Source organism: Lysinibacillus sp. BS3 (assembly GCF_039614735.1).
In the GTDB taxonomy this organism is placed as follows: domain Bacteria; phylum Bacillota; class Bacilli; order Bacillales_A; family Planococcaceae; genus Lysinibacillus; species Lysinibacillus capsici.
The window spans coordinates 4,414,133-4,431,451 of sequence record NZ_CP154860.1; the positions used below are offsets into that span (position 1 = coordinate 4,414,133).

The window sequence follows — 17,319 nt, forward strand, 5'->3', positions numbered from 1 at the left end:
AAAATTTTTTTGGTTATACTATAGACATTATCCAAAAAATGTGGTGCTTAGGAGGTGCTGCTACATGAAAGATGCGATTGAATCCCTCATCAAGCAATTTGACAAGCAGTTGACAATAGAACAACTTGACTATTTACGTTTTCTCTATGAAAACCTACATATAGAGGAGTTAAGTGAAGGGGAACAACATTATTTTATCGATTATTTTTTCAAGAGTGAGCCATTACGAAATATGGCAGCATTTGCTCTGGAATTGACGGATATCATGCATGAAATCCAAGAGAATATTCCTGCTATTGAGAAGGCAGAACGCTTAGCAAATGGCAAAGAGCAACGCCAGTATTATGAACGAAAATGGTCAGAGCTTAGACGTCAAAAGCTTAAGCAACAGACAACGAAAAGCGGCAATATTTACTATGTACCCTTTCATGATTATCAACAAGACCCTGGCCCGATGATTATTTGTTTAGAACAAACGACAGGAATGGCCGCTTATTCTGAGATTTGTAAAAGTATGATTTTAGCGTTATTTATGAGTGCACATCGAGAAGGCCGTGATTTATACATTGTACCGTATGATCGGCAAATTCATGTCCACTACCGCTTTGAAAATGGTCATTTAAATTTAGCTGATTTTAAAAGTTTTATCGAATATAAGGCAAAGGGAGAGGCAGCCATTTTACCTGTTTTACAATTTGTGAAAGCATTGCTACAGGAAAATCAATTAGGTACAGAAGCAGATGTCATTATTTTTACAGAAGGAGCACCTATTGATGGGCAGCATCTCGTTGGCAAGCAAGCAAAAATGATGCTAAAGGAAATGAAGCAAAAATATCATGCTGAATTTTCGGTAATTGCCATGCATGAACATAACTTTAATAAACAGCAATTTTGGTTTGCTAGTAAGGCTTTTTTTGCAGATGATGCCATACAATAACAAGAACGGGGCTAACCATTACTGAAGGTCGGCTCCTTTTTGCTGGCGATACATAGGTAGTTATAAAGGAGAAATACATGGATTCATTACATTGGTTATTACCTAAATTTACAGTCCCAACCTGGCTAGATGGCTTAATTGCTGTCATTATTTGTTTAGTCGGGTGGCTTATTCAACGATTCATCATCAAAAAAATTATTCATCGTGTTGTGCTATTTTTAAAAGATCGTCAGCGCAATTTCCAAGCAAATGTACTGGCTCAATTTAGTAAAGCAATTGGCTATGCCTTTATGACGACTGTCATTGTGCTAAGCTTATCTTATTTAATAAAAGTCCCTTTATTTACACATCCATCAACAAAGAATTTTGTATTGTCTATTATGGTGTTTTTTGCTTTTAAAGGGATTTATGATGTTTTGAATTTTTATACGAAACAACCATTTGAATTAACAAGCGAAGAGGATCAGAATGTTTTACTACCGTTTTTTCTACGAATCGGTAAAGTACTTATCATGATTTTTGCTATGTTTACGATTGCTTCCTTTTGGGATTTTAATCTGAATGGCTTTTTAACGGGAATCGGCTTAACGGGTGTGGCGATTGCCTTTGGGATTCGCGATACACTAGCGCATGTATTTGGTGGCATGTCCGTAGCTTTAGATAATCCATTCCAAATAGGAGATTGGATTGCGACAGAGGATCAAAAAATTGAAGGAACGATTGAGGATATTAATTTAAGAAGTACGTTAATTCAAACAGGAGACAAAGGACTTGTGTATGTGCCGAACTCCTATTTAGTGAATCGCCCACTTTATAATTTATCTAAACGAGAAAAACGGAAATGTGAGCAATTTTTATATATCGCTGCTGCTAATAATGAGGAAGACATACGTAGCGCTTTAACGGCCATTCATAAGGAAATTTATTTACATGCTAAAACAGAGAAAGACATGATTCATGTATTTATAGATGAATTTCATCATGATTCGTATCGCGTGCTTGTTCGATTCTTTGTTGCCACAAATGATACCGCTGTTATGCTGGAAGTGCGGCAGGATATTTTATTTGCCATTCGTCAAATAATGGAGGAGCTATCGATTACATTAGCTAGCCATCCTGAAGAAGAAAGTCTGCGAAATAAAAAATAAATTGAATTGTAAGATAGTTTGCTTTACAATATTACCAAGAAATCAGCTTTGATGAAGAGTAGTAGCTAGTACAATTTGTTATAGAGAGCTAGTGGTTGGTGAAAACTAGTACAAATGTTTAGTGAATGGACTTCGGAGCTCTAATCCTGAAAAAAGTACGGATTAGCGGATGCCTACGTTACAAGGCTTAGAGAGGGTTTTCCTATCAGGAGACCAATGAAGGTGGCACCACGGCTTTTCCGTCCTTTTGGGATGGAAAGGCCTTTTTATATTTTTTTCTTTAGACGGCAAATGTTTTAGCTGAATGAAGAGAGAGCCTTTAGCAGATTTCTGCTGCTAAAGATAGATGAGGTGTAGATGAGCAGAGCTTAGAGAAGGAGAGAAGAGTATGACAGTTGAGCTTAGAAAGTATGCTATGAAAGTATTACATGGGGATATGATGACCCCGATCTCTGTGTATCAATCACTGAAAGGGCAGCATAAAATGTTGTTCGAATCCTCAGCGAAACATGAGGAAAGTGGGCGATATTCCTTTATCGCCATCAATCCAGTGGCTGAACTAAAAGGAAACAATGAAGAATTCGTGTTTTCAAAAGGAGCAGAAAATGACAAGGCTAGGGGCAATGTGCTTGATCGATTAAAAGAACTAATACCCTTTCATAAAGAAAGCTATCCTTTTGCTTTCTTTGGAGGAGCTATAGGTTTCTTTGGCTATGAAACAGCATTTTACACAGAAAAAATAGGTGACTATTTACAGGATGATTTAGCTATGCCTGATGTTCATGTTTTTTTCTATGATACATTTATTGTTTTTGATCATCTAACACAAGAAATTACACTAGCTTCGATTGATCTATTTCAGGATGGGCGTTCATTAGAGGAGATGGAAGCTGCTATTACAAGGATGGAGCAACAGCTTTGTGCAGGTACGACCTTTGAGGTATTAAAGGTGGATGAGCTACAGTTTAAGCCTATGATTTCAAAGGAACGATTTGTTGCTTTGGTGGAACGTGCTAAGCAGCATATTTTGAGAGGTGATATTTTCCAAATTGTGTTATCGCAACGTTTTTCTGCGCCGTTTACAGGTTTGCCGTTCTCGCTCTATCGTCAATTGCGCACGTCTAACCCATCACCCTATATGTTTTATATGGATTATGGTGACTATATTATTTTAGGAACATCTCCTGAAAGTCTTGTGAAAGTAAAAAATCGAAAAGTGACAACCAACCCAATAGCAGGTACAAAGCCGCGTGGCACGACAATAGAACAGGATGAGGCCATCGCAAATGCGCTATTAGTGGATAGCAAGGAAATAGCTGAACACCGTATGTTAGTGGATTTAGGTCGCAATGATCTTGGACGTATTGCAAAAGTGGGTTCTGTCAAGCTAACCAAATACATGAAAATTGAGCGCTATAAATATGTGATGCATATGGTATCTGAGGTTATTGCCGAATTGCGAGATGACCTCCATGTACTGGATGTACTTCGTGCTTGTTTACCTGCTGGTACAGTGTCAGGGGCACCAAAAATTCGGGCCATGCAATTGATTAATGAATTAGAACCAGTAAAGCGTGGGGTGTATGCGGGAGCAGTGGGCTATATTTCGACAACTGGTGATATGGACTTGGCCCTCGCGATTCGCACGATGCTCATTAAGGATCAAAAGGCACATGTACAGGCAGGAGCAGGTATTGTTTATGATTCGATTCCATTGTCAGAATATGAAGAAACACTGAATAAGGCACGTGCCCTATTGGAGGTAAAAAAATGATTTTAATCATAGATAACTACGATTCTTTTACCTATAATTTATTTCAACAAATCAGTATGCTTGGAAAAAGCGTCAAGGTTGTACGGAATGATGTCATTACTATAGAAGAAATTCAAAAACTATCGCCAGAAGCCATCATTTTATCACCAGGGCCAGGAACGCCAAATGAAGCAGGGATAACGATAGAGGTCATCAAGGAACTCTATCAAAAATTCCCTATTTTAGGTATTTGTCTAGGGCACCAATCGATAGGTCAGGCTTTTGGCGCAAATATTGTACAGGCAAAAAATATTATGCATGGAAAGCTGTCCCCATTACAATACGAGCAAACAGGTTTATTTGCCCAATTAGATGGGGATATCGAGGTTATGCGATATCATTCACTTATTATTGAAGAACAAACTTTACACACGGATTTTAAAATACTCGCCACAGCGGGTGATGACGGAGAAATCATGGCCATTCAACATAAAGAATATCCACTTTATGGGCTGCAGTTTCATCCTGAATCAATCGGCACAAAAGAAGGTAGTATGATGATGCAAGCCTTTCTAGAAAGTATAGCGTAATAAAAAAGCTGTCGCCTCATATATGAATGGGCGACAGCTTTTTATGTTATTGTTTCTTACCTGTAATTAAATTAGCTATTTCTTCTAAAGTCATGGAAGAATTGACCTCATAGGAGCCGATTTGTAAGCTTCTAGCATATTTAGGGTTAGCAAGTAGTAACTCCATTTCAACACTATTGGTAATAATGCCACCGTCTTCAAGTTTTTGGGCCACACTATACGGTGTGATACCACTATAGATTTGCAGAGACATCGTTGTTACATCTGTATACGCTTCTTTATCAGCTTGTTCAGATGCATCTGTTGTAGAAGTTTTTTCAGTCGTATGTACTTGCTTTAATTGATCCTTTAACGAGGCAATTTCTTGATTGGCCTTACTTAGTTTGTTTTGCAGTTCTTTTACCTGTTGTTGATTGGAAAATTCCTTAGTAGGAAGACCAATATTTACATCGAAGCGGTTTGCGAGTGCAAGCAATGCCCCAACAAGAAAAATGGCTATACCAAATGCACGAATGGCAGACTTATTCATCAATCAACGCCCCCCGTTTGCAATCACTTGCCGAACTTGCTCTTCTGTTAAATTTGAGCGAATACTAATATCTGCTACAGAAAGACCCTGTTTATTTAATTCAAGTACCTGACTAATAATAATTTGATGAATCGGTTTTGCTGGTGCTGTTGTTTGTCCAACTTTTGAACTCTGTGCAGCCTGTTGAACAGCCTGCATGACTTGGTGCACTTTAGGATCTTGACCTTTTGGAGGGATACTTGATTTTGATTTCACTTGGAACTCAGGCTCTAGTAAAAGTTCTTCCTCCACAATCTTAAGACGACGTTTTAAATTATTCGTTTCTTGGAAGATGGAGATAGATAATTCTTCGACATCTTGTTCGATTTTTTTCGAGCTATTTTTGAAAAAGAACGAAATGATGATCAGAAAAATGCCGATACTCATTAATAAGATGGATAAATCCAATAGTTTCACCTCAATGTAGTATGTAATTATAAGATATTTTACCATATGCAAACTTAATATGAAATGAAGGTAGATTTTTTTTCAGTTTATGTTATAATAGGTTAGTCGTATAAATCATGCTCAAATTTAAATTCTTGATATAGAGTGGGAGGGTTAATGATGCGCGTAAATATTACTTTAGCTTGCACAGATTGCGGCGAACGTAACTACATTTCTAAAAAGAACAAGCGTAACAATCCAGAGCGTCTTGAACTTAAAAAATATTGCTCTCGCGAGAAGAAATACACTCTTCACCGTGAAACTAAGTAATCGCTCATTAAGCCAAAACCACAAGTGGTTTTGGCTTTCTACATTTTATCACATCATTCAATGTAACAATTCCAGGAGGATATGAAGTTTTACGATATAGGAGGTAGCCTAGATGGATAAAACAACTTTACGAAACACGGTACGCCAAGCCCTTGCAACTATGAAGGATGAAGACTATCATCGTCAATCATTAGCTGTGTTAAACAAGGTGCTACAGGAACCATATATAATAGAAGCAAATACAATTGGCATGACCATTTCAAATAAGCCAGAAGTCGACACAATTCTTATAATTGAGGAATTATGGAAACTAGGTAAAAAGGTCGCAGTTCCTAAATGTCACCCAAAAACAAGAGAAATGTCATTTTATGCCATTGAATCATTTGCACAGCTTGAAACTGTATATATGCATTTGCGTGAGCCCATTCCAGCAAAAAGTGAGTTTGTTGACGCAAATGAGATGGATATCATTGTTGTACCAGGCGTTGTTTTTGATCCATACGGTTATCGAATCGGCTATGGCGGTGGTTATTATGACCGCTATGTATTAAACTATAATAAGGGTAAGCTGATGTCGCTGCTCTTTGATGAGCAAATCATTGATTGTGTTCCTACTGAAGCACATGATTGCCCAGTAGATATCATTGTGACGCCCACAAAACGTATTGACTGTGTTGCACAACGAGGAGCGAATGAAAATGGATAAAATGCTAGATATTTATGAACTCTTGAAAACATATGGTACCTATATTTATACACGTGATCCTATTGGCGATTTGATGTTGATGGAGGATGAAATACGTGAGCTCTATAAAGCGAATGTACTAGATATAAAAGATTATCAAATGGCTCTACTGCTTATTCGACAAGAAACAACAAGACTTCGTATGGAAGAGCATAAAAAGTAATGTTTGAAATATAATGTAATTGGGTATTGTAAAATTAATGTAACATGTATGTAATATTCTTAAAAACAGTGGGTTTCCGCTGTTTTTATGTTTTTACGAAACTTTTTACAATGCAAAACGTATATATAGATATCTGGTGCATAGAAAGAGCAGGGAGAAAAAATTTTCCCTAAGATATGTGTTGATTATCTGTTAAAAAAGGATTAAGATATATTTTGTTTCCGTAACAAAATGTAAAAAATTATTATTTTTTTGTAAGGAAGTAGGGAGGATGTTAGGAATGAAATCAATAAAGTGGCCTAAACATTCATTTATGATACTAGCAATTATAGCAACTTGGATCAAAACGGTCATTGTTTACCACACAAGCTTTGAAATGAAAATTGAAAATGCAATGCAACAGTTTATTTTATTTATTAATCCATTAAGCTTCTTGCTATTTACGTATGGTTTATCACTATTCTTTAAATCAGCAAAAGCTAGAAATCGTTATTTGATTACGGTCAGCGTTATTTTGTCCATTGTTTTATATGGAAATGTAGCGTTCTATCGATTCTACAATGATTTTATTACGCTACCAGTATTATTCCAAACAAGTAACTTTAGTGACTTAGGAACATCAGTAGCAGCCATTGTTGAGCCTTGGGATGTATTATATTTCGTTGATGTCGTTATCTTAATCTTAGCGAATAAATTTTTACCAAAAATGAAAGATGCATTTAAAGTGAATATTGAATTCCGTCGTGCATTTTTTGTGCTTGCAATAGCAATGACATTCTTAAATTTAGGATTAGCAGAAACTGAGCGCCCACAATTACTAACACGTAGTTTTGACCGCGAATTATTAGTAAAAAACATTGGTACGTACAATTACCACTTGTATGACATTTATATTCAATCTAAATCATCTGCTCAACGTGCGTTAGCCGATGGTAGTGAACTAGTAGAAGTGAACAACTATATACGTTCTAATCAGGCTGCTGTAAATCCAGAGATGTTTGGGAAATATAAAGGTCGTAACCTGATTGTGGTATCGATGGAGTCATTACAAAACTTTGTCATTAATAATGACATGAATGGTCACGAAATTACGCCATTCTTAAACTCTTTAACAAAAGATAAAGATACGTATTATTTCAGTAACTTCTATCACCAAACAGGGTTAGGAAAAACATCTGACTCGGAGTTTATTGTTGAAAACTCACTGTTTGGTTTAGGTCGAGGTGCTGTATTCTTCACGCATGGTGGAAATACGTATAATTCAATGGCTGAACGCCTTGGAGAAAATGGATACTTTACAAATGTCATGCACCCTAATAATAAATCATTCTGGAATCGTGACATGATGTATCAATCGTTAAAAATTAATAAATTCTACGATATAGATTCATATACTGTGGAAGAGGGGCAAGCTGTAAACTGGGGAATGAAAGATGTTCCATTCTTAGAGCAATCAGCTGCTTTAATGAAAGATATGCCTCAGCCATTCTACTCTAGACTTATTACTTTAACGAACCATTATCCATTTACATTGGATCCAGAAGATATTATGATTCCTGAATATGATTCAAATTCAGGTACATTAAATCGTTACTTCCAAACAGTACGTTACATGGATGAGGCTTTAAAAGACTTCTTCCAACAGTTAAAAGATCAAGGTGTCTATGATAATTCTATTATTGTGATGTATGGGGATCACTATGGTATTTCTGAGAACCATAATAAAGCAATGGCACAATATTTAGGAAAAGATCAAATTACACCAATGGATAATGCAATGCTTCAAGAAGTACCTTTATTCATCCATATCCCAGGAGCGGGCGATGGAAAAGAAATGACTGAGATTTCCGGACAAATGGATTTACGCCCAACAATCTTACACCTTCTTGGCGTTGAAACGTCAAAAGATATGCAAATGGGTGCAGATTTATTTTCTCCAGAGCATGAGGACTTTGTAGTCTTCCGTGATGGACGTTTTATTACAGATAAATACGTCTATGCTGGTGAAGCTTGCTATGACAAAGCAACTGGCGAAGAAATAGATGGTGAGCCATGTCAGTCTTATGCTGATCGTGCTACAATGGAGCTAGAAAATTCTGATGCCATCATTAATGGAGACTTACTTCGCTTCTATGACGAAAAAACAGGTAATTTAAAGCAGGATTCAGTTAAATAATCAAAGAGAGATCTCGTATAGGGATCTCTCTTTTTTTATTGCTGATAAAAAAGAATTAGTCTCAAGCGCTATTCATAAAATTTTTTTGTGAATCCTATGCTAAAGAAAACACTTTTCGCAATGTTTTACAACACTATGCAAAGTGAATACACTTTATTGAACATTTCTTTTTATTGACAAATAGCAAGATACGATTATAATAAGTGTAAATATCTGCATAACGAAGATTTGTTTTTAGCATTTCGGAGTATAAGAGTGAAAGGCATCGAAAAGAACGAGTAACTTTAATGGAACTGACAGAGAGTAGCCGGTTGTTGAGAGGCGCAAGGGGATATTAAAGTGAATACATCTTGGAGCTGCGTACCGAAACTATAGTAGGCTACGACGGGGTTGCATCCGTAATCATTGCAAAAGTATCGCTATGGCTGTACTTGTTGAGGAGAGCTATGTGAATAGCTCTCGAAAAAAGGTGGTAACACGTTTATCTACGTCCTTTAGGAATTTCCTAAAGGCGTTTTTTTTATGCCTTCTAAGCAAAAACGTGTAAAGCTATTAAAGCCTTGTAAACAAAATCGGTACCCCATTTACTCTTATAGAACTTGCAATATTAATATTTAATATTACAAGGAGATGTTTCGTATGTTTTTAACACCAAAGGATCAAATAGCGATTATCAAGAAGGGTGCTAACAAGATCGTTGATGAACAGGATTTATTTGAAAAATTAGAGCGATCGTATAAAGAACAGCGACCTTTAACGATTAAGCTAGGGCTCGATCCGTCCGCACCAGATATTCATTTAGGTCATGCGGTTGTTCTACGGAAAATCAAGCAAATGCAAGATTTAGGCCATCATGCAGTTATTGTTATCGGTGATTTTACAGGACGAATTGGCGATCCTACAGGTAAAGCTAAGGGGCGAACAGCCTTAAATGACGATATAGTGAAGAAAAACGCCCAAACTTATTGTGAGCAAATTTTTAAAGTAATAGATCCGAACAAGACAACTGTTCGTTTTAATAGTGAATGGTTAGCGAAGCTGTCCTTTGAAGAAGTCATCAAGCTAGCAGCCACAACATCTGTTGCTCGACTTCTAGAGCGCGAGGATTTTCAGAAACGTTACCAGCAGCACATCCCAATTGGTATACATGAGTTTTTCTACCCACTTATGCAAGCATATGATTCAGTAGAACTTGAGGCAGATATAGAGTTAGGTGGAACGGATCAGACGTTCAATATTTTAATGGGACGCACCTTACAAAAGCATCGAGGATTAGAAAAACAAATTGCTATTTTTATGCCCTTACTAGAGGGGTTAGATGGTATTGAAAAAATGAGTAAGAGTTTAGGTAATTATATTGGCATCAATGAAGCACCTGAGATTATGTTTAAAAAGGTGATGGAAGTACCAGATACTTTAATTATCAAATATTTCGAATTAGCAACAGATGAGCATCCACTACAAGTGCAGGCTATTCAAGATAGACTACAAAAGGGAGAGAATCCCCGCGATTTGAAATTCCTATTAGCAGAAATTATAACGGCTTTATACCATGGATCTACAGCAGTGGAGGAAGCAAAAGCTTATTTTGAAGCAGCATTTCAAAAAAAGGAAATACCGAAAAACATTCCTATACTGCTCTTAGAAATTGATAAGGAAAGAATCGTGGATATCATTCCACAACTAGTGGCAATGGGTTTTATTCAAAGTAAGAGTGAGTTTTTGAGGGTAATCAAGCAAAAAGGAGTATCCTTGAATGGAGAAAAAATGGCGATGGATGACATATCACAAGTATTAATGAATAATGATGTTCTACAAATCGGCAAGAAGCGGTTTCTTCAATTCAATAAGTAATAATAGACAAAAAAGAGCAATCTCCGAAGAGACTGCTCTTTTTCTGTCTGAATTTTAGTGTAATTTTGGTGGGTAACCGCTGTGAACAATCGTCATGATGACGAACCATCCGAATACAGCAGCACTTAATAAGTTGAAAACAACGCTTAATAGGTTCTTTTCTTTAATTGCTTGGAATGTACCAAATACAGCTAAAATCGCTACTAGACCAAAAATAACCATTAATAAGTTCATTAAAAATAGACACTCCTTTCGACATCAGAAAATGAATGTCGCAAACAATATTCCTCCTTAATTGTAAACGTTCTACTTGTTTTTGTCGAGGACTAAAATACTGTAAACTATGAACATTTATCGTCAAATTGTGGCAAAGCCTGTATAATAAGAAGTTGAGGTGATAACTATGATGAACGTACGAAGTTATTCTCTTGGTCCCGTCCAAACGAATTGCTATATCGTATCGAATAAAGAAAAAGAATGTATCGTATTTGATCCAGGTGAAGAGGCGGAGCGTCTAATTAAAACAATCCGTAGCAACGGCTTAAAACCTCTTGCTATCTTTTTAACACATGCCCATTTTGATCATATAGGGGCAGTAGATGCAGTGCGTGAGGTATTTGACGTTCCTGTATGGATTCATGAAAAGGAAGTTAGTTGGCTAGCAGATCCAACGAAGAATGGCTCTAGTAAATATCCTGCATTACCAGATTATAGGGTAGCTGCACCAGCGCAAGATACAATTATCAAAAAAGAACAGCAAATTGAAATGAGTAATTTTGTGTTTCAAGCTGTTTTTACACCTGGGCATTCACCGGGGAGTATTTCTTATATCTTTGAAAATGACGGTTTTGCCATCGTGGGAGATACGTTATTTGAACAAGGTGTAGGACGTACAGATCTATTAGGTGGATCAACCAAAATTTTATTGGAATCTATCCATAATAAACTGTTGACATTACCTGAGGATACTATTATCTATCCTGGACACGGTAATTATACAACGGTAGGCGCAGAAATGGAGACAAATCCTTTTTTAAATGGATTTTAAAACATGGATAATAAACTGTTTTAGCACATAAAAAAGCGTATCTCACCGAAAGTGAGATACGCGATTTTGTTTGTATTAATGACCGCCACCAGGTACGTGAATGAATGTTGTATAGTACGTGAAGCCAGCGAAGAATACAGTTAAATATGCTCCGAAAATGTACATGTACATACGTTCTGAAAGGTTTAAGAAGCCTAATAATAAGAATAAACCTGTATTACCTAAGAATAATAGCGATACCTCGTTCATACCTCCAAGGTAGAACATAACGGCAAAAATACCTGTCCAGAATGCCATAACTTTATACATATTATCCATGAAATTTCCCCTCCTTTTGCCCACGACACAATAATCTCTTACTCATTATAAATGATATGAAAGGTGTCTGTAAACTGGAACTTCTCCATGTTTGTGACAAACAAATGGATTTTTAATCTAGCTATCGATTTCTGTCACGTTTATTTCATATTTACATAAATCGCAATTATGTATCATACTTTCCATTTGCACAAATTCATTGTTCGTAAACAATGCATCTAATTGCCCTTTTAAATAGGATTCATGTAATGAACAAACAATTTCAGAATAGGCTGTCAGTTGCTCCTGGAATGGACAATTGAAGATGGAGAAGATAACTTTTTTTCCTTGCTCAGTTTGTTGAATCTGTGGAATATAGCCAATTAAAGCGGCATTGTCCGTTAATAGCTGAAGTTTTTCATCGAAGGAAAGAGAATTACTTAATGTCAATTCAGCACTCATATAATTTTTCATTTGCTGGTAGCCGTCTTGGTAGCTAATTTCCTGGCACTTTGTTAATGCAGATGGACCAAAGTCTTCAATTAATTGTATCGTCCATTTTAATAAACGATCTTCATCACGTCTTGGAAAAGTAAGAGATACGCCTTTTTCTGAAGCTTTATAAACACGTCCAGGTCTGCCACCTTTACCTGTTTTTACATAGTCAGCTGTAATAATATTTATTTCTGAAAGCTTCGTTAAATGAAGTCGAGCAACGTTTGGATGGATACCGAATTTATCAGCAATATGTTGTACAGTAACTGTTTTTTTCTCTTGCAATATGTACTCATAAATAGAGTATCTTGTTTCATCCGCTAGTGTACTAGTAATTTTTAATGGATGGATCATGAGCTTCACCTCTTTAATTAATTATAAAAATTATGTTCGTCTACCAAGTGTTAGGAAAATAATCATGTTGATACTATTATATTGTATTATTGAAAAAGATACAGTTCATTTCGGCATAAATATTAATTTTTTCATGTATTTATATTCTTTTTTAGTGGAAAATTGCACTTTATCCACATTTTTATAGCAAAAAACATTATTGGCAGAAAATTAACTTATAAATTTTTATTTTCTGAAAAGGGCTTTTCTCGTGGCGAGTTCCTCCTTATACTAGGAAATAACGAATAGAGCGGTCATATTCGAATGAACTAAAAGAGAGGTGCATATATGCAGAATTTTGAAACAGTTGTTGAACAAAAATGTGAGCAACTTTTACTAAAGGCCTATCATTTTGGAGCATCCGATTTATTGCTAGTTCCAGGAAACATAAATTATCGGATCTATTTTCGAAAATATGATAAACTTCTCCACGCTGGTGAGCTACCTCATGAACTTGCAGAAAGAATGATCTCTTACTATAAATTTCTTGCAGAATTAGATATTAGTGAGCGTCGTAAACCTCAAAGCGGTGCCTTTCAAAAGGCAATGGAGCAAAATTCTTATTCGTTTCGTGTATCCACACTGCCTTCTGTATTTTTAAAAGAAAGCTTAATTATTCGTTTACTTCTCCAAAATCATGCATTTCCACTAACTTCCCTAAGCTTTTCCAAAAGCGCAGCTTACCAACTCATGGAGCTGGTACAAAACCGACAAGGTCTTCTGTTTTTTACGGGAGCAACCGGCTCTGGCAAGTCTACTTCACTTTATTCCCTCATTCACTACTGTTCCACAGAATTGAATCGACATGTGATTTCTTTAGAAGATCCTGTAGAAAACAGCCAAGCCAATTTACTTCAAATTCAAGTCAACGAGCGAGCAGGCGTTACATATGCTGCAGGATTAAAAGCCATTTTGCGCCATTCACCTGATGTCATTATGATTGGTGAAATTCGCGATAGAGAAACAGCAAATATTGCCATCCAAGCTTCTCTAACAGGGCATTTAGTTGTCTCCACTATTCATGCAAAAGACTCCATTAATTGTCTCTATCGTTTAATGGATTTAGGTGTGTCGATAGAGGAGCTTCGTCAAACGGTTATCGGTATAGTTGCCCAAATGCTTGTTCAAACCTCAGCTATACATGAAGAACGTCGAGCTATCTTTGAGATATTACATGATGACCATCTATCAAGAGCCATCACCGCCATCAAAAATAAGGGCAATTACAAACTTCCTTATGATTTAACATTAATGGGACAAAAAGAATTAGTGGAGAGCCTATATGCAGTTACAAACATACATCGATAAAATTGTTCTTTTTTATAATCGGGCTACGAAATGGCGGGTAAAGGAGCAAGCTCAGCTTTTCAATCGTTTATGTGTATTAATGCAGGAAGGATATTTATTTCCCCAAGCTATTTCCATGCTACTACCTCATCATATTGAAGCACATGAGGATATACAGCAGCAAATTGATGAAAAGCTCAGACAAGGAGTAGGCGTTGCAGGGATATTTGAAACATTACAGCTAGGGAATCATTATTTAATGGCAATTAAGGTGGCGGAAAACAATGGCCACATGATAGAAGCGTTTAAAGGTGTAGCTAAACAGATAACAGTAAGTGAAAAGACTAAAAAAAAGTTAATCAAGCTGCTGATCTATCCTGTCACACTGATTATCTTTTTATTGTTATTATTTTTTGTGTTTCGTACATTTTTTTTGCCGAACATTGAAAGAATGGTCGGCAGTCGTACCTCTGAAACAGAAGAGACAAGCATTGCATTGTCCAATCTGTTATTGCATGTTCCAGATGTAGTTATCTCGACCATGTTCATAGTAATAGGTAGCGTATTCCTTTTTCGATTCTATCTTAAACGACAAGCTGTTGCTCATCAACTTACAGTCTTATTAAAAATCCCCTTTATACAACGCTATTTTAGGTTGACTTTGACAAGGCAATTTGCTGCTTATTTAGGAAGCTTACTACAAAGTGGATTTTCATTACAAGCAAGCCTACAGCTATTAGAGGAACAGCAACTACAACCATTTCTTCAAGTTCTTTCACAGCGTATAAAAGATAGAGTCATCTTTGGAGAATCACTCACACAGGCGGTAACGATCATGGCCGTTTTTCAAAAGGATTTTCCGATGTTCGTTGAGCATGGCGAGCACAGCGGATATTTAGGAAAAGAGTTAGTATTGTATAGCGATTTATTAATGGAAAAGCAGGAACAGCTTTTGCAAAAAATATTAGCTTTTGTGCAGCCAAGTTTCTTTATCCTTATAGCTGCTTGTATAATAGCGGCTTATATCAGTTTATTATTACCCATCTATCACATGATTGAATTAGTTTAGGAGGAAGATGATGAAACGTCTTAACCAACAAGCTGGTTTTACTTTAATTGAGATGCTTATAGTTTTGTTAATTATATCCATCCTAATTATACAAATTAAAAATAATTAACATGTCAATAAATGTTTATGTACATATCAACCCCTCAACCCTTGCGCTGTCTATCTTCACGCAAGTTATTTTCTCGGATATATTTTAAAATAGTCCCCTGGGAACTGCCTAGCTTTTTGGCAATCTCTATACTAGTCATGTTTGGATTGACAGTAATTAACCGTTTAATACCTTCAATAATTTCTGCTTTTCGTTCAGGGCTGCCTTTACCTAGTTTTAAATTTGAATAGGGTCCGAAGCGTTCTTCATCTAGTCGCAAAGTTTGTGCATTCAGCCCGGACAATCGTTTTAACTCCATAAATGATATTGGAGAAGGCTGTGCATCCAAAATAGCTTGTGTAGCTTCGTAACGCTCTCTTTGTTGTTGTAATAAATGTTCTTCGTATTCTACATTTGTTTCATCTATCCTCACCGTTAAATCAATTGGAAAATCGTTAATTGTAGTGAATTTAAAAGTGATGGTGCCATCTGCTGGAGAGAGTAGAGCATGTTCAAACAGTGCTGATATTAAATCTTCTTTGTCTTTCTCACTGTATTCTGTGTCAATGCGATAGATCGTCGATAAATGTTCTTCTACTACTGCTAAATTATCAAGCAACGCATCATAACTATATTTCTCATCCTTCAGCAATTCTATTTTCACCTTTAATTCATCAAAGCTCGCTTTTAAATTCGCATTTTCTATATCGATTGACTTTGTTTTTTCTTCATATTTTTCTTTTGTCAGCTTGCTATCTAAATACAAATCTAGCAACTTATCAATTTTCCCGTTATTATCGCTAATCATCTTTTGTAAACTTGACATTTGTTGCTCAAGTTGGGTAATTTGTGATTCGTCCTTAAATTCGATATCAAGATATCTTTTCGCAGTTTCTTCGCTCAGCAAAATATTTTTAACTGCCAATACAAGGGGTCTAGTAATGCGAACAGCGTTATATTTCGGATCGTAGGGGCAAGGTTCAGCTAAGCCATGATTATGTGCTAAATACCATCTATATCCACCGTACTGTGATTTATCTCCTTGCTGTAAAGATATTTTACGACCACATTCGGAGCATGAGATATGCAGCTTAGCTAATGGATGATGATGTTTCCGGGTTGTAGAGAATGGTTTAGCATTTGTTTCGATGATGCGTTGTATACGCTCAAAAGTTTCTACCGTTCGCAATAAGGGATATTTCTTCTTAATGGTAATCGTTTCACCATTCATAAATGATACGCTGTACTCACCACAGTAAGCTGGATTTAATAATCTTTGGTACACTGTGTTGGCATGCCATTTAGCACCGTTTGGTGTTCGTGATATTTTATTCAAACGTCTAGCAATACTAGAGGGGCCATATCCTTGTAAAAATAATTCATCGATGAATGATATAACCCAAGAAAATTCCTCGTTAAGGGATACTTCTTTTGTTTCCTTGTCATAAACATATTCAAATGGCACGCGTCCGTACATTCCACCCTCGCGTACATATTGGCGTAGTCCTCGTTGAGATCTTCTGCGGAATAAACGACGCTCTCGTCTCGCAATGATGTTGTATAAATCAGAACGAAATTCATCGTCTTCATTATCTAAGTCAATAACTAGGCCTGGTTCTGCAATTTTTACATTATTTTCACGCAGTACCAACTTTAATTCTTCCCAATTCAATGTATCTAAGCGTGATAATCTGTCTTGATCAGCTACTAGTACAATATCTACTAGGCCATCATCTATACAATCCATTAAAGCTGTTAACCCTTTTTTATCAAACTTTGCGCCACTTTCTACATCTTTAAAAATTTCAACGATATGCCAGTTTTGTTTGTTTGCATATTCTACTAAATCATGTTCCTGTGCAGCTAGACTATATTTGTCTTCTTGATTGCGAGTAGATACACGAACATAGATAGCAACACGAAGTAAATTTCTTTCTTCGAACTCTTTAATCATGTCTAGTAAGCTCCTTTCTCACTATATTAGAAAAGAC

Annotated in this window: 18 protein-coding genes, 1 pseudogene and 2 other annotated features; of the genes and pseudogenes, 13 read left to right on the plus strand and 6 right to left on the minus strand. The window is 36.3% G+C overall.

Features of this window, described 5'->3' with window-relative positions; all coding sequences use genetic code 11:
- Nucleotides 1-64 precede the first annotated feature (64 nt).
- The 4 genes from AAJG31_RS21975 to AAJG31_RS21990 all read left to right on the plus strand — a co-directional run bounded on the left by AAJG31_RS21975 (nt 65) and on the right by AAJG31_RS21990 (nt 4,428).
- Nucleotides 65-937: a hypothetical protein gene (locus AAJG31_RS21975; RefSeq protein ID WP_048392249.1), complete on the plus strand. Its 873-nt coding sequence runs from the start codon at nt 65-67 to the stop codon at nt 935-937.
- A gap of 77 nt (nt 938-1,014) precedes the next feature.
- Entirely contained in the window at nt 1,015-2,085 is a 1,071-nt protein-coding gene (locus AAJG31_RS21980) for a mechanosensitive ion channel domain-containing protein (RefSeq protein ID WP_048392250.1), read from the plus strand.
- Nucleotides 2,086-2,124: 39 nt separating this feature from the next.
- Nucleotides 2,125-2,335, plus strand: a binding site (T-box leader).
- Between the two features lie 138 nt (nt 2,336-2,473).
- Nucleotides 2,474-3,859: an anthranilate synthase component I gene (gene trpE, locus AAJG31_RS21985; RefSeq protein ID WP_279495590.1), complete on the plus strand. Its 1,386-nt coding sequence runs from the start codon at nt 2,474-2,476 to the stop codon at nt 3,857-3,859.
- On the plus strand, nt 3,856-4,428 hold the full coding sequence (locus tag AAJG31_RS21990; protein ID WP_279495589.1) for an aminodeoxychorismate/anthranilate synthase component II: 573 nt from the start codon (nt 3,856-3,858) through the stop codon (nt 4,426-4,428). The genes trpE and AAJG31_RS21990 overlap by 4 nt, the downstream gene beginning before the upstream one ends.
- Before the next feature lie 46 nt (nt 4,429-4,474).
- Here AAJG31_RS21990 and AAJG31_RS21995 read toward each other — a convergent pair whose 3' ends face one another.
- Both AAJG31_RS21995 and AAJG31_RS22000 read right to left on the minus strand, forming a co-directional pair.
- On the minus strand, nt 4,475-4,957 hold the full coding sequence (locus AAJG31_RS21995; protein ID WP_054549222.1) for a hypothetical protein: 483 nt from the start codon (nt 4,955-4,957) through the stop codon (nt 4,475-4,477).
- Nucleotides 4,958-4,960: 3 nt separating this feature from the next.
- The gene (locus AAJG31_RS22000; RefSeq protein WP_305210563.1) at nt 4,961-5,413 is read right to left on the minus strand and encodes a hypothetical protein; all 453 of its coding nucleotides are present in this window, start codon (nt 5,411-5,413) and stop codon (nt 4,961-4,963) included.
- A gap of 150 nt (nt 5,414-5,563) precedes the next feature.
- On the opposite strand from AAJG31_RS22000, the gene rpmG reads away from it, so the two are divergent.
- The 5 genes from rpmG to tyrS all read left to right on the plus strand — a co-directional run bounded on the left by rpmG (nt 5,564) and on the right by tyrS (nt 10,651).
- Entirely contained in the window at nt 5,564-5,713 is a 150-nt protein-coding gene (rpmG, locus tag AAJG31_RS22005; protein ID WP_008408521.1) for a 50S ribosomal protein L33, read from the plus strand.
- Nucleotides 5,714-5,825: 112 nt separating this feature from the next.
- The gene (locus AAJG31_RS22010) at nt 5,826-6,419 is read left to right on the plus strand and encodes a 5-formyltetrahydrofolate cyclo-ligase (protein WP_066036422.1); all 594 of its coding nucleotides are present in this window, start codon (nt 5,826-5,828) and stop codon (nt 6,417-6,419) included.
- The gene (locus AAJG31_RS22015) at nt 6,412-6,621 is read left to right on the plus strand and encodes a YqgQ family protein (RefSeq protein WP_004231021.1); all 210 of its coding nucleotides are present in this window, start codon (nt 6,412-6,414) and stop codon (nt 6,619-6,621) included. Before AAJG31_RS22010 ends, AAJG31_RS22015 begins: the two co-directional genes overlap by 8 nt.
- Before the next feature lie 280 nt (nt 6,622-6,901).
- A complete protein-coding gene (locus tag AAJG31_RS22020) occupies nt 6,902-8,797 on the plus strand; it encodes an LTA synthase family protein (RefSeq protein ID WP_048392681.1) in 1,896 nt (631 codons plus the stop codon).
- 256 nt (nt 8,798-9,053) lie between these two features.
- Nucleotides 9,054-9,295, plus strand: a binding site (T-box leader).
- A gap of 141 nt (nt 9,296-9,436) precedes the next feature.
- The gene (gene tyrS, locus AAJG31_RS22025; RefSeq protein ID WP_279495587.1) at nt 9,437-10,651 is read left to right on the plus strand and encodes a tyrosine--tRNA ligase; all 1,215 of its coding nucleotides are present in this window, start codon (nt 9,437-9,439) and stop codon (nt 10,649-10,651) included.
- Between the two features lie 54 nt (nt 10,652-10,705).
- On the opposite strand, the gene AAJG31_RS22030 is transcribed toward tyrS, so the two are convergent.
- On the minus strand, nt 10,706-10,885 hold the full coding sequence (locus AAJG31_RS22030) for a DUF2759 domain-containing protein (RefSeq protein WP_004231029.1): 180 nt from the start codon (nt 10,883-10,885) through the stop codon (nt 10,706-10,708).
- Nucleotides 10,886-11,054: 169 nt separating this feature from the next.
- Here AAJG31_RS22030 and AAJG31_RS22035 point away from each other — a divergent pair, with 169 nt between their 5' ends.
- On the plus strand, nt 11,055-11,699 hold the full coding sequence (locus AAJG31_RS22035) for an MBL fold metallo-hydrolase (RefSeq protein WP_048392256.1): 645 nt from the start codon (nt 11,055-11,057) through the stop codon (nt 11,697-11,699).
- A gap of 75 nt (nt 11,700-11,774) precedes the next feature.
- Here AAJG31_RS22035 and AAJG31_RS22040 read toward each other — a convergent pair whose 3' ends face one another.
- On the minus strand, nt 11,775-12,017 hold the full coding sequence (locus tag AAJG31_RS22040) for a DUF2626 family protein (protein ID WP_004231035.1): 243 nt from the start codon (nt 12,015-12,017) through the stop codon (nt 11,775-11,777).
- Between the two features lie 117 nt (nt 12,018-12,134).
- Nucleotides 12,135-12,845 (minus strand): helix-turn-helix domain-containing protein, encoded by a 711-nt coding sequence (locus AAJG31_RS22045; protein ID WP_048392257.1) that lies wholly within the window; start codon nt 12,843-12,845, stop codon nt 12,135-12,137.
- Between the two features lie 327 nt (nt 12,846-13,172).
- Between AAJG31_RS22045 and comGA the strand changes: the two genes are divergently transcribed.
- The 3 genes and pseudogenes from comGA to AAJG31_RS22060 all read left to right on the plus strand — a co-directional run.
- Complete coding sequence (gene comGA, locus AAJG31_RS22050) at nt 13,173-14,192, plus strand: competence type IV pilus ATPase ComGA (protein ID WP_279495586.1); 1,020 nt, start codon at nt 13,173-13,175, stop codon at nt 14,190-14,192.
- A complete protein-coding gene (comGB, locus tag AAJG31_RS22055; RefSeq protein WP_257960691.1) occupies nt 14,167-15,240 on the plus strand; it encodes a competence type IV pilus assembly protein ComGB in 1,074 nt (357 codons plus the stop codon). Before comGA ends, comGB begins: the two co-directional genes overlap by 26 nt.
- Nucleotides 15,241-15,250: 10 nt before the next feature.
- A pseudogene (locus AAJG31_RS22060) lies at nt 15,251-15,343 on the plus strand (prepilin-type N-terminal cleavage/methylation domain-containing protein); the annotation flags it as partial.
- A 40-nt stretch (nt 15,344-15,383) separates the two neighbouring features.
- On the opposite strand, the gene AAJG31_RS22065 reads toward AAJG31_RS22060, so the two are convergent.
- Nucleotides 15,384-17,282, minus strand: coding sequence for a recombinase family protein (locus AAJG31_RS22065; protein ID WP_279495585.1), 1,899 nt, complete (start codon nt 17,280-17,282; stop codon nt 15,384-15,386).
- Nucleotides 17,283-17,319: the final 37 nt, after the last annotated feature.

Excerpts from the sequence above, each read along its gene's own strand:
- rpmG (WP_008408521.1), top strand. The coding sequence starts at position 5,564 with ATGCGCGTAAATATTACTTTAGCTTGCACAGATTGCGGCGAACGTAAC.
- AAJG31_RS22035 (WP_048392256.1), top strand. The coding sequence starts at position 11,055 with ATGATGAACGTACGAAGTTATTCTCTTGGTCCCGTCCAAACGAATTGC.
- AAJG31_RS21980 (WP_048392250.1), top strand. The coding sequence starts at position 1,015 with ATGGATTCATTACATTGGTTATTACCTAAATTTACAGTCCCAACCTGG.
- comGB (WP_257960691.1), top strand. The coding sequence starts at position 14,167 with ATGCAGTTACAAACATACATCGATAAAATTGTTCTTTTTTATAATCGG.
- AAJG31_RS22045 (WP_048392257.1), bottom strand. The coding sequence starts at position 12,845 with ATGATCCATCCATTAAAAATTACTAGTACACTAGCGGATGAAACAAGA.
- trpE (WP_279495590.1), top strand. The coding sequence starts at position 2,474 with ATGACAGTTGAGCTTAGAAAGTATGCTATGAAAGTATTACATGGGGAT.
- AAJG31_RS21995 (WP_054549222.1), bottom strand. The coding sequence starts at position 4,957 with ATGAATAAGTCTGCCATTCGTGCATTTGGTATAGCCATTTTTCTTGTT.
- AAJG31_RS21975 (WP_048392249.1), top strand. The coding sequence starts at position 65 with ATGAAAGATGCGATTGAATCCCTCATCAAGCAATTTGACAAGCAGTTG.
- AAJG31_RS21990 (WP_279495589.1), top strand. The coding sequence starts at position 3,856 with ATGATTTTAATCATAGATAACTACGATTCTTTTACCTATAATTTATTT.
- tyrS (WP_279495587.1), top strand. The coding sequence starts at position 9,437 with ATGTTTTTAACACCAAAGGATCAAATAGCGATTATCAAGAAGGGTGCT.
- AAJG31_RS22010 (WP_066036422.1), top strand. The coding sequence starts at position 5,826 with ATGGATAAAACAACTTTACGAAACACGGTACGCCAAGCCCTTGCAACT.
- AAJG31_RS22040 (WP_004231035.1), bottom strand. The coding sequence starts at position 12,017 with ATGGATAATATGTATAAAGTTATGGCATTCTGGACAGGTATTTTTGCC.
- AAJG31_RS22020 (WP_048392681.1), top strand. The coding sequence starts at position 6,902 with ATGAAATCAATAAAGTGGCCTAAACATTCATTTATGATACTAGCAATT.
- AAJG31_RS22065 (WP_279495585.1), bottom strand. The coding sequence starts at position 17,282 with ATGATTAAAGAGTTCGAAGAAAGAAATTTACTTCGTGTTGCTATCTAT.
- comGA (WP_279495586.1), top strand. The coding sequence starts at position 13,173 with ATGCAGAATTTTGAAACAGTTGTTGAACAAAAATGTGAGCAACTTTTA.
- AAJG31_RS22030 (WP_004231029.1), bottom strand. The coding sequence starts at position 10,885 with ATGAACTTATTAATGGTTATTTTTGGTCTAGTAGCGATTTTAGCTGTA.
- AAJG31_RS22015 (WP_004231021.1), top strand. The coding sequence starts at position 6,412 with ATGGATAAAATGCTAGATATTTATGAACTCTTGAAAACATATGGTACC.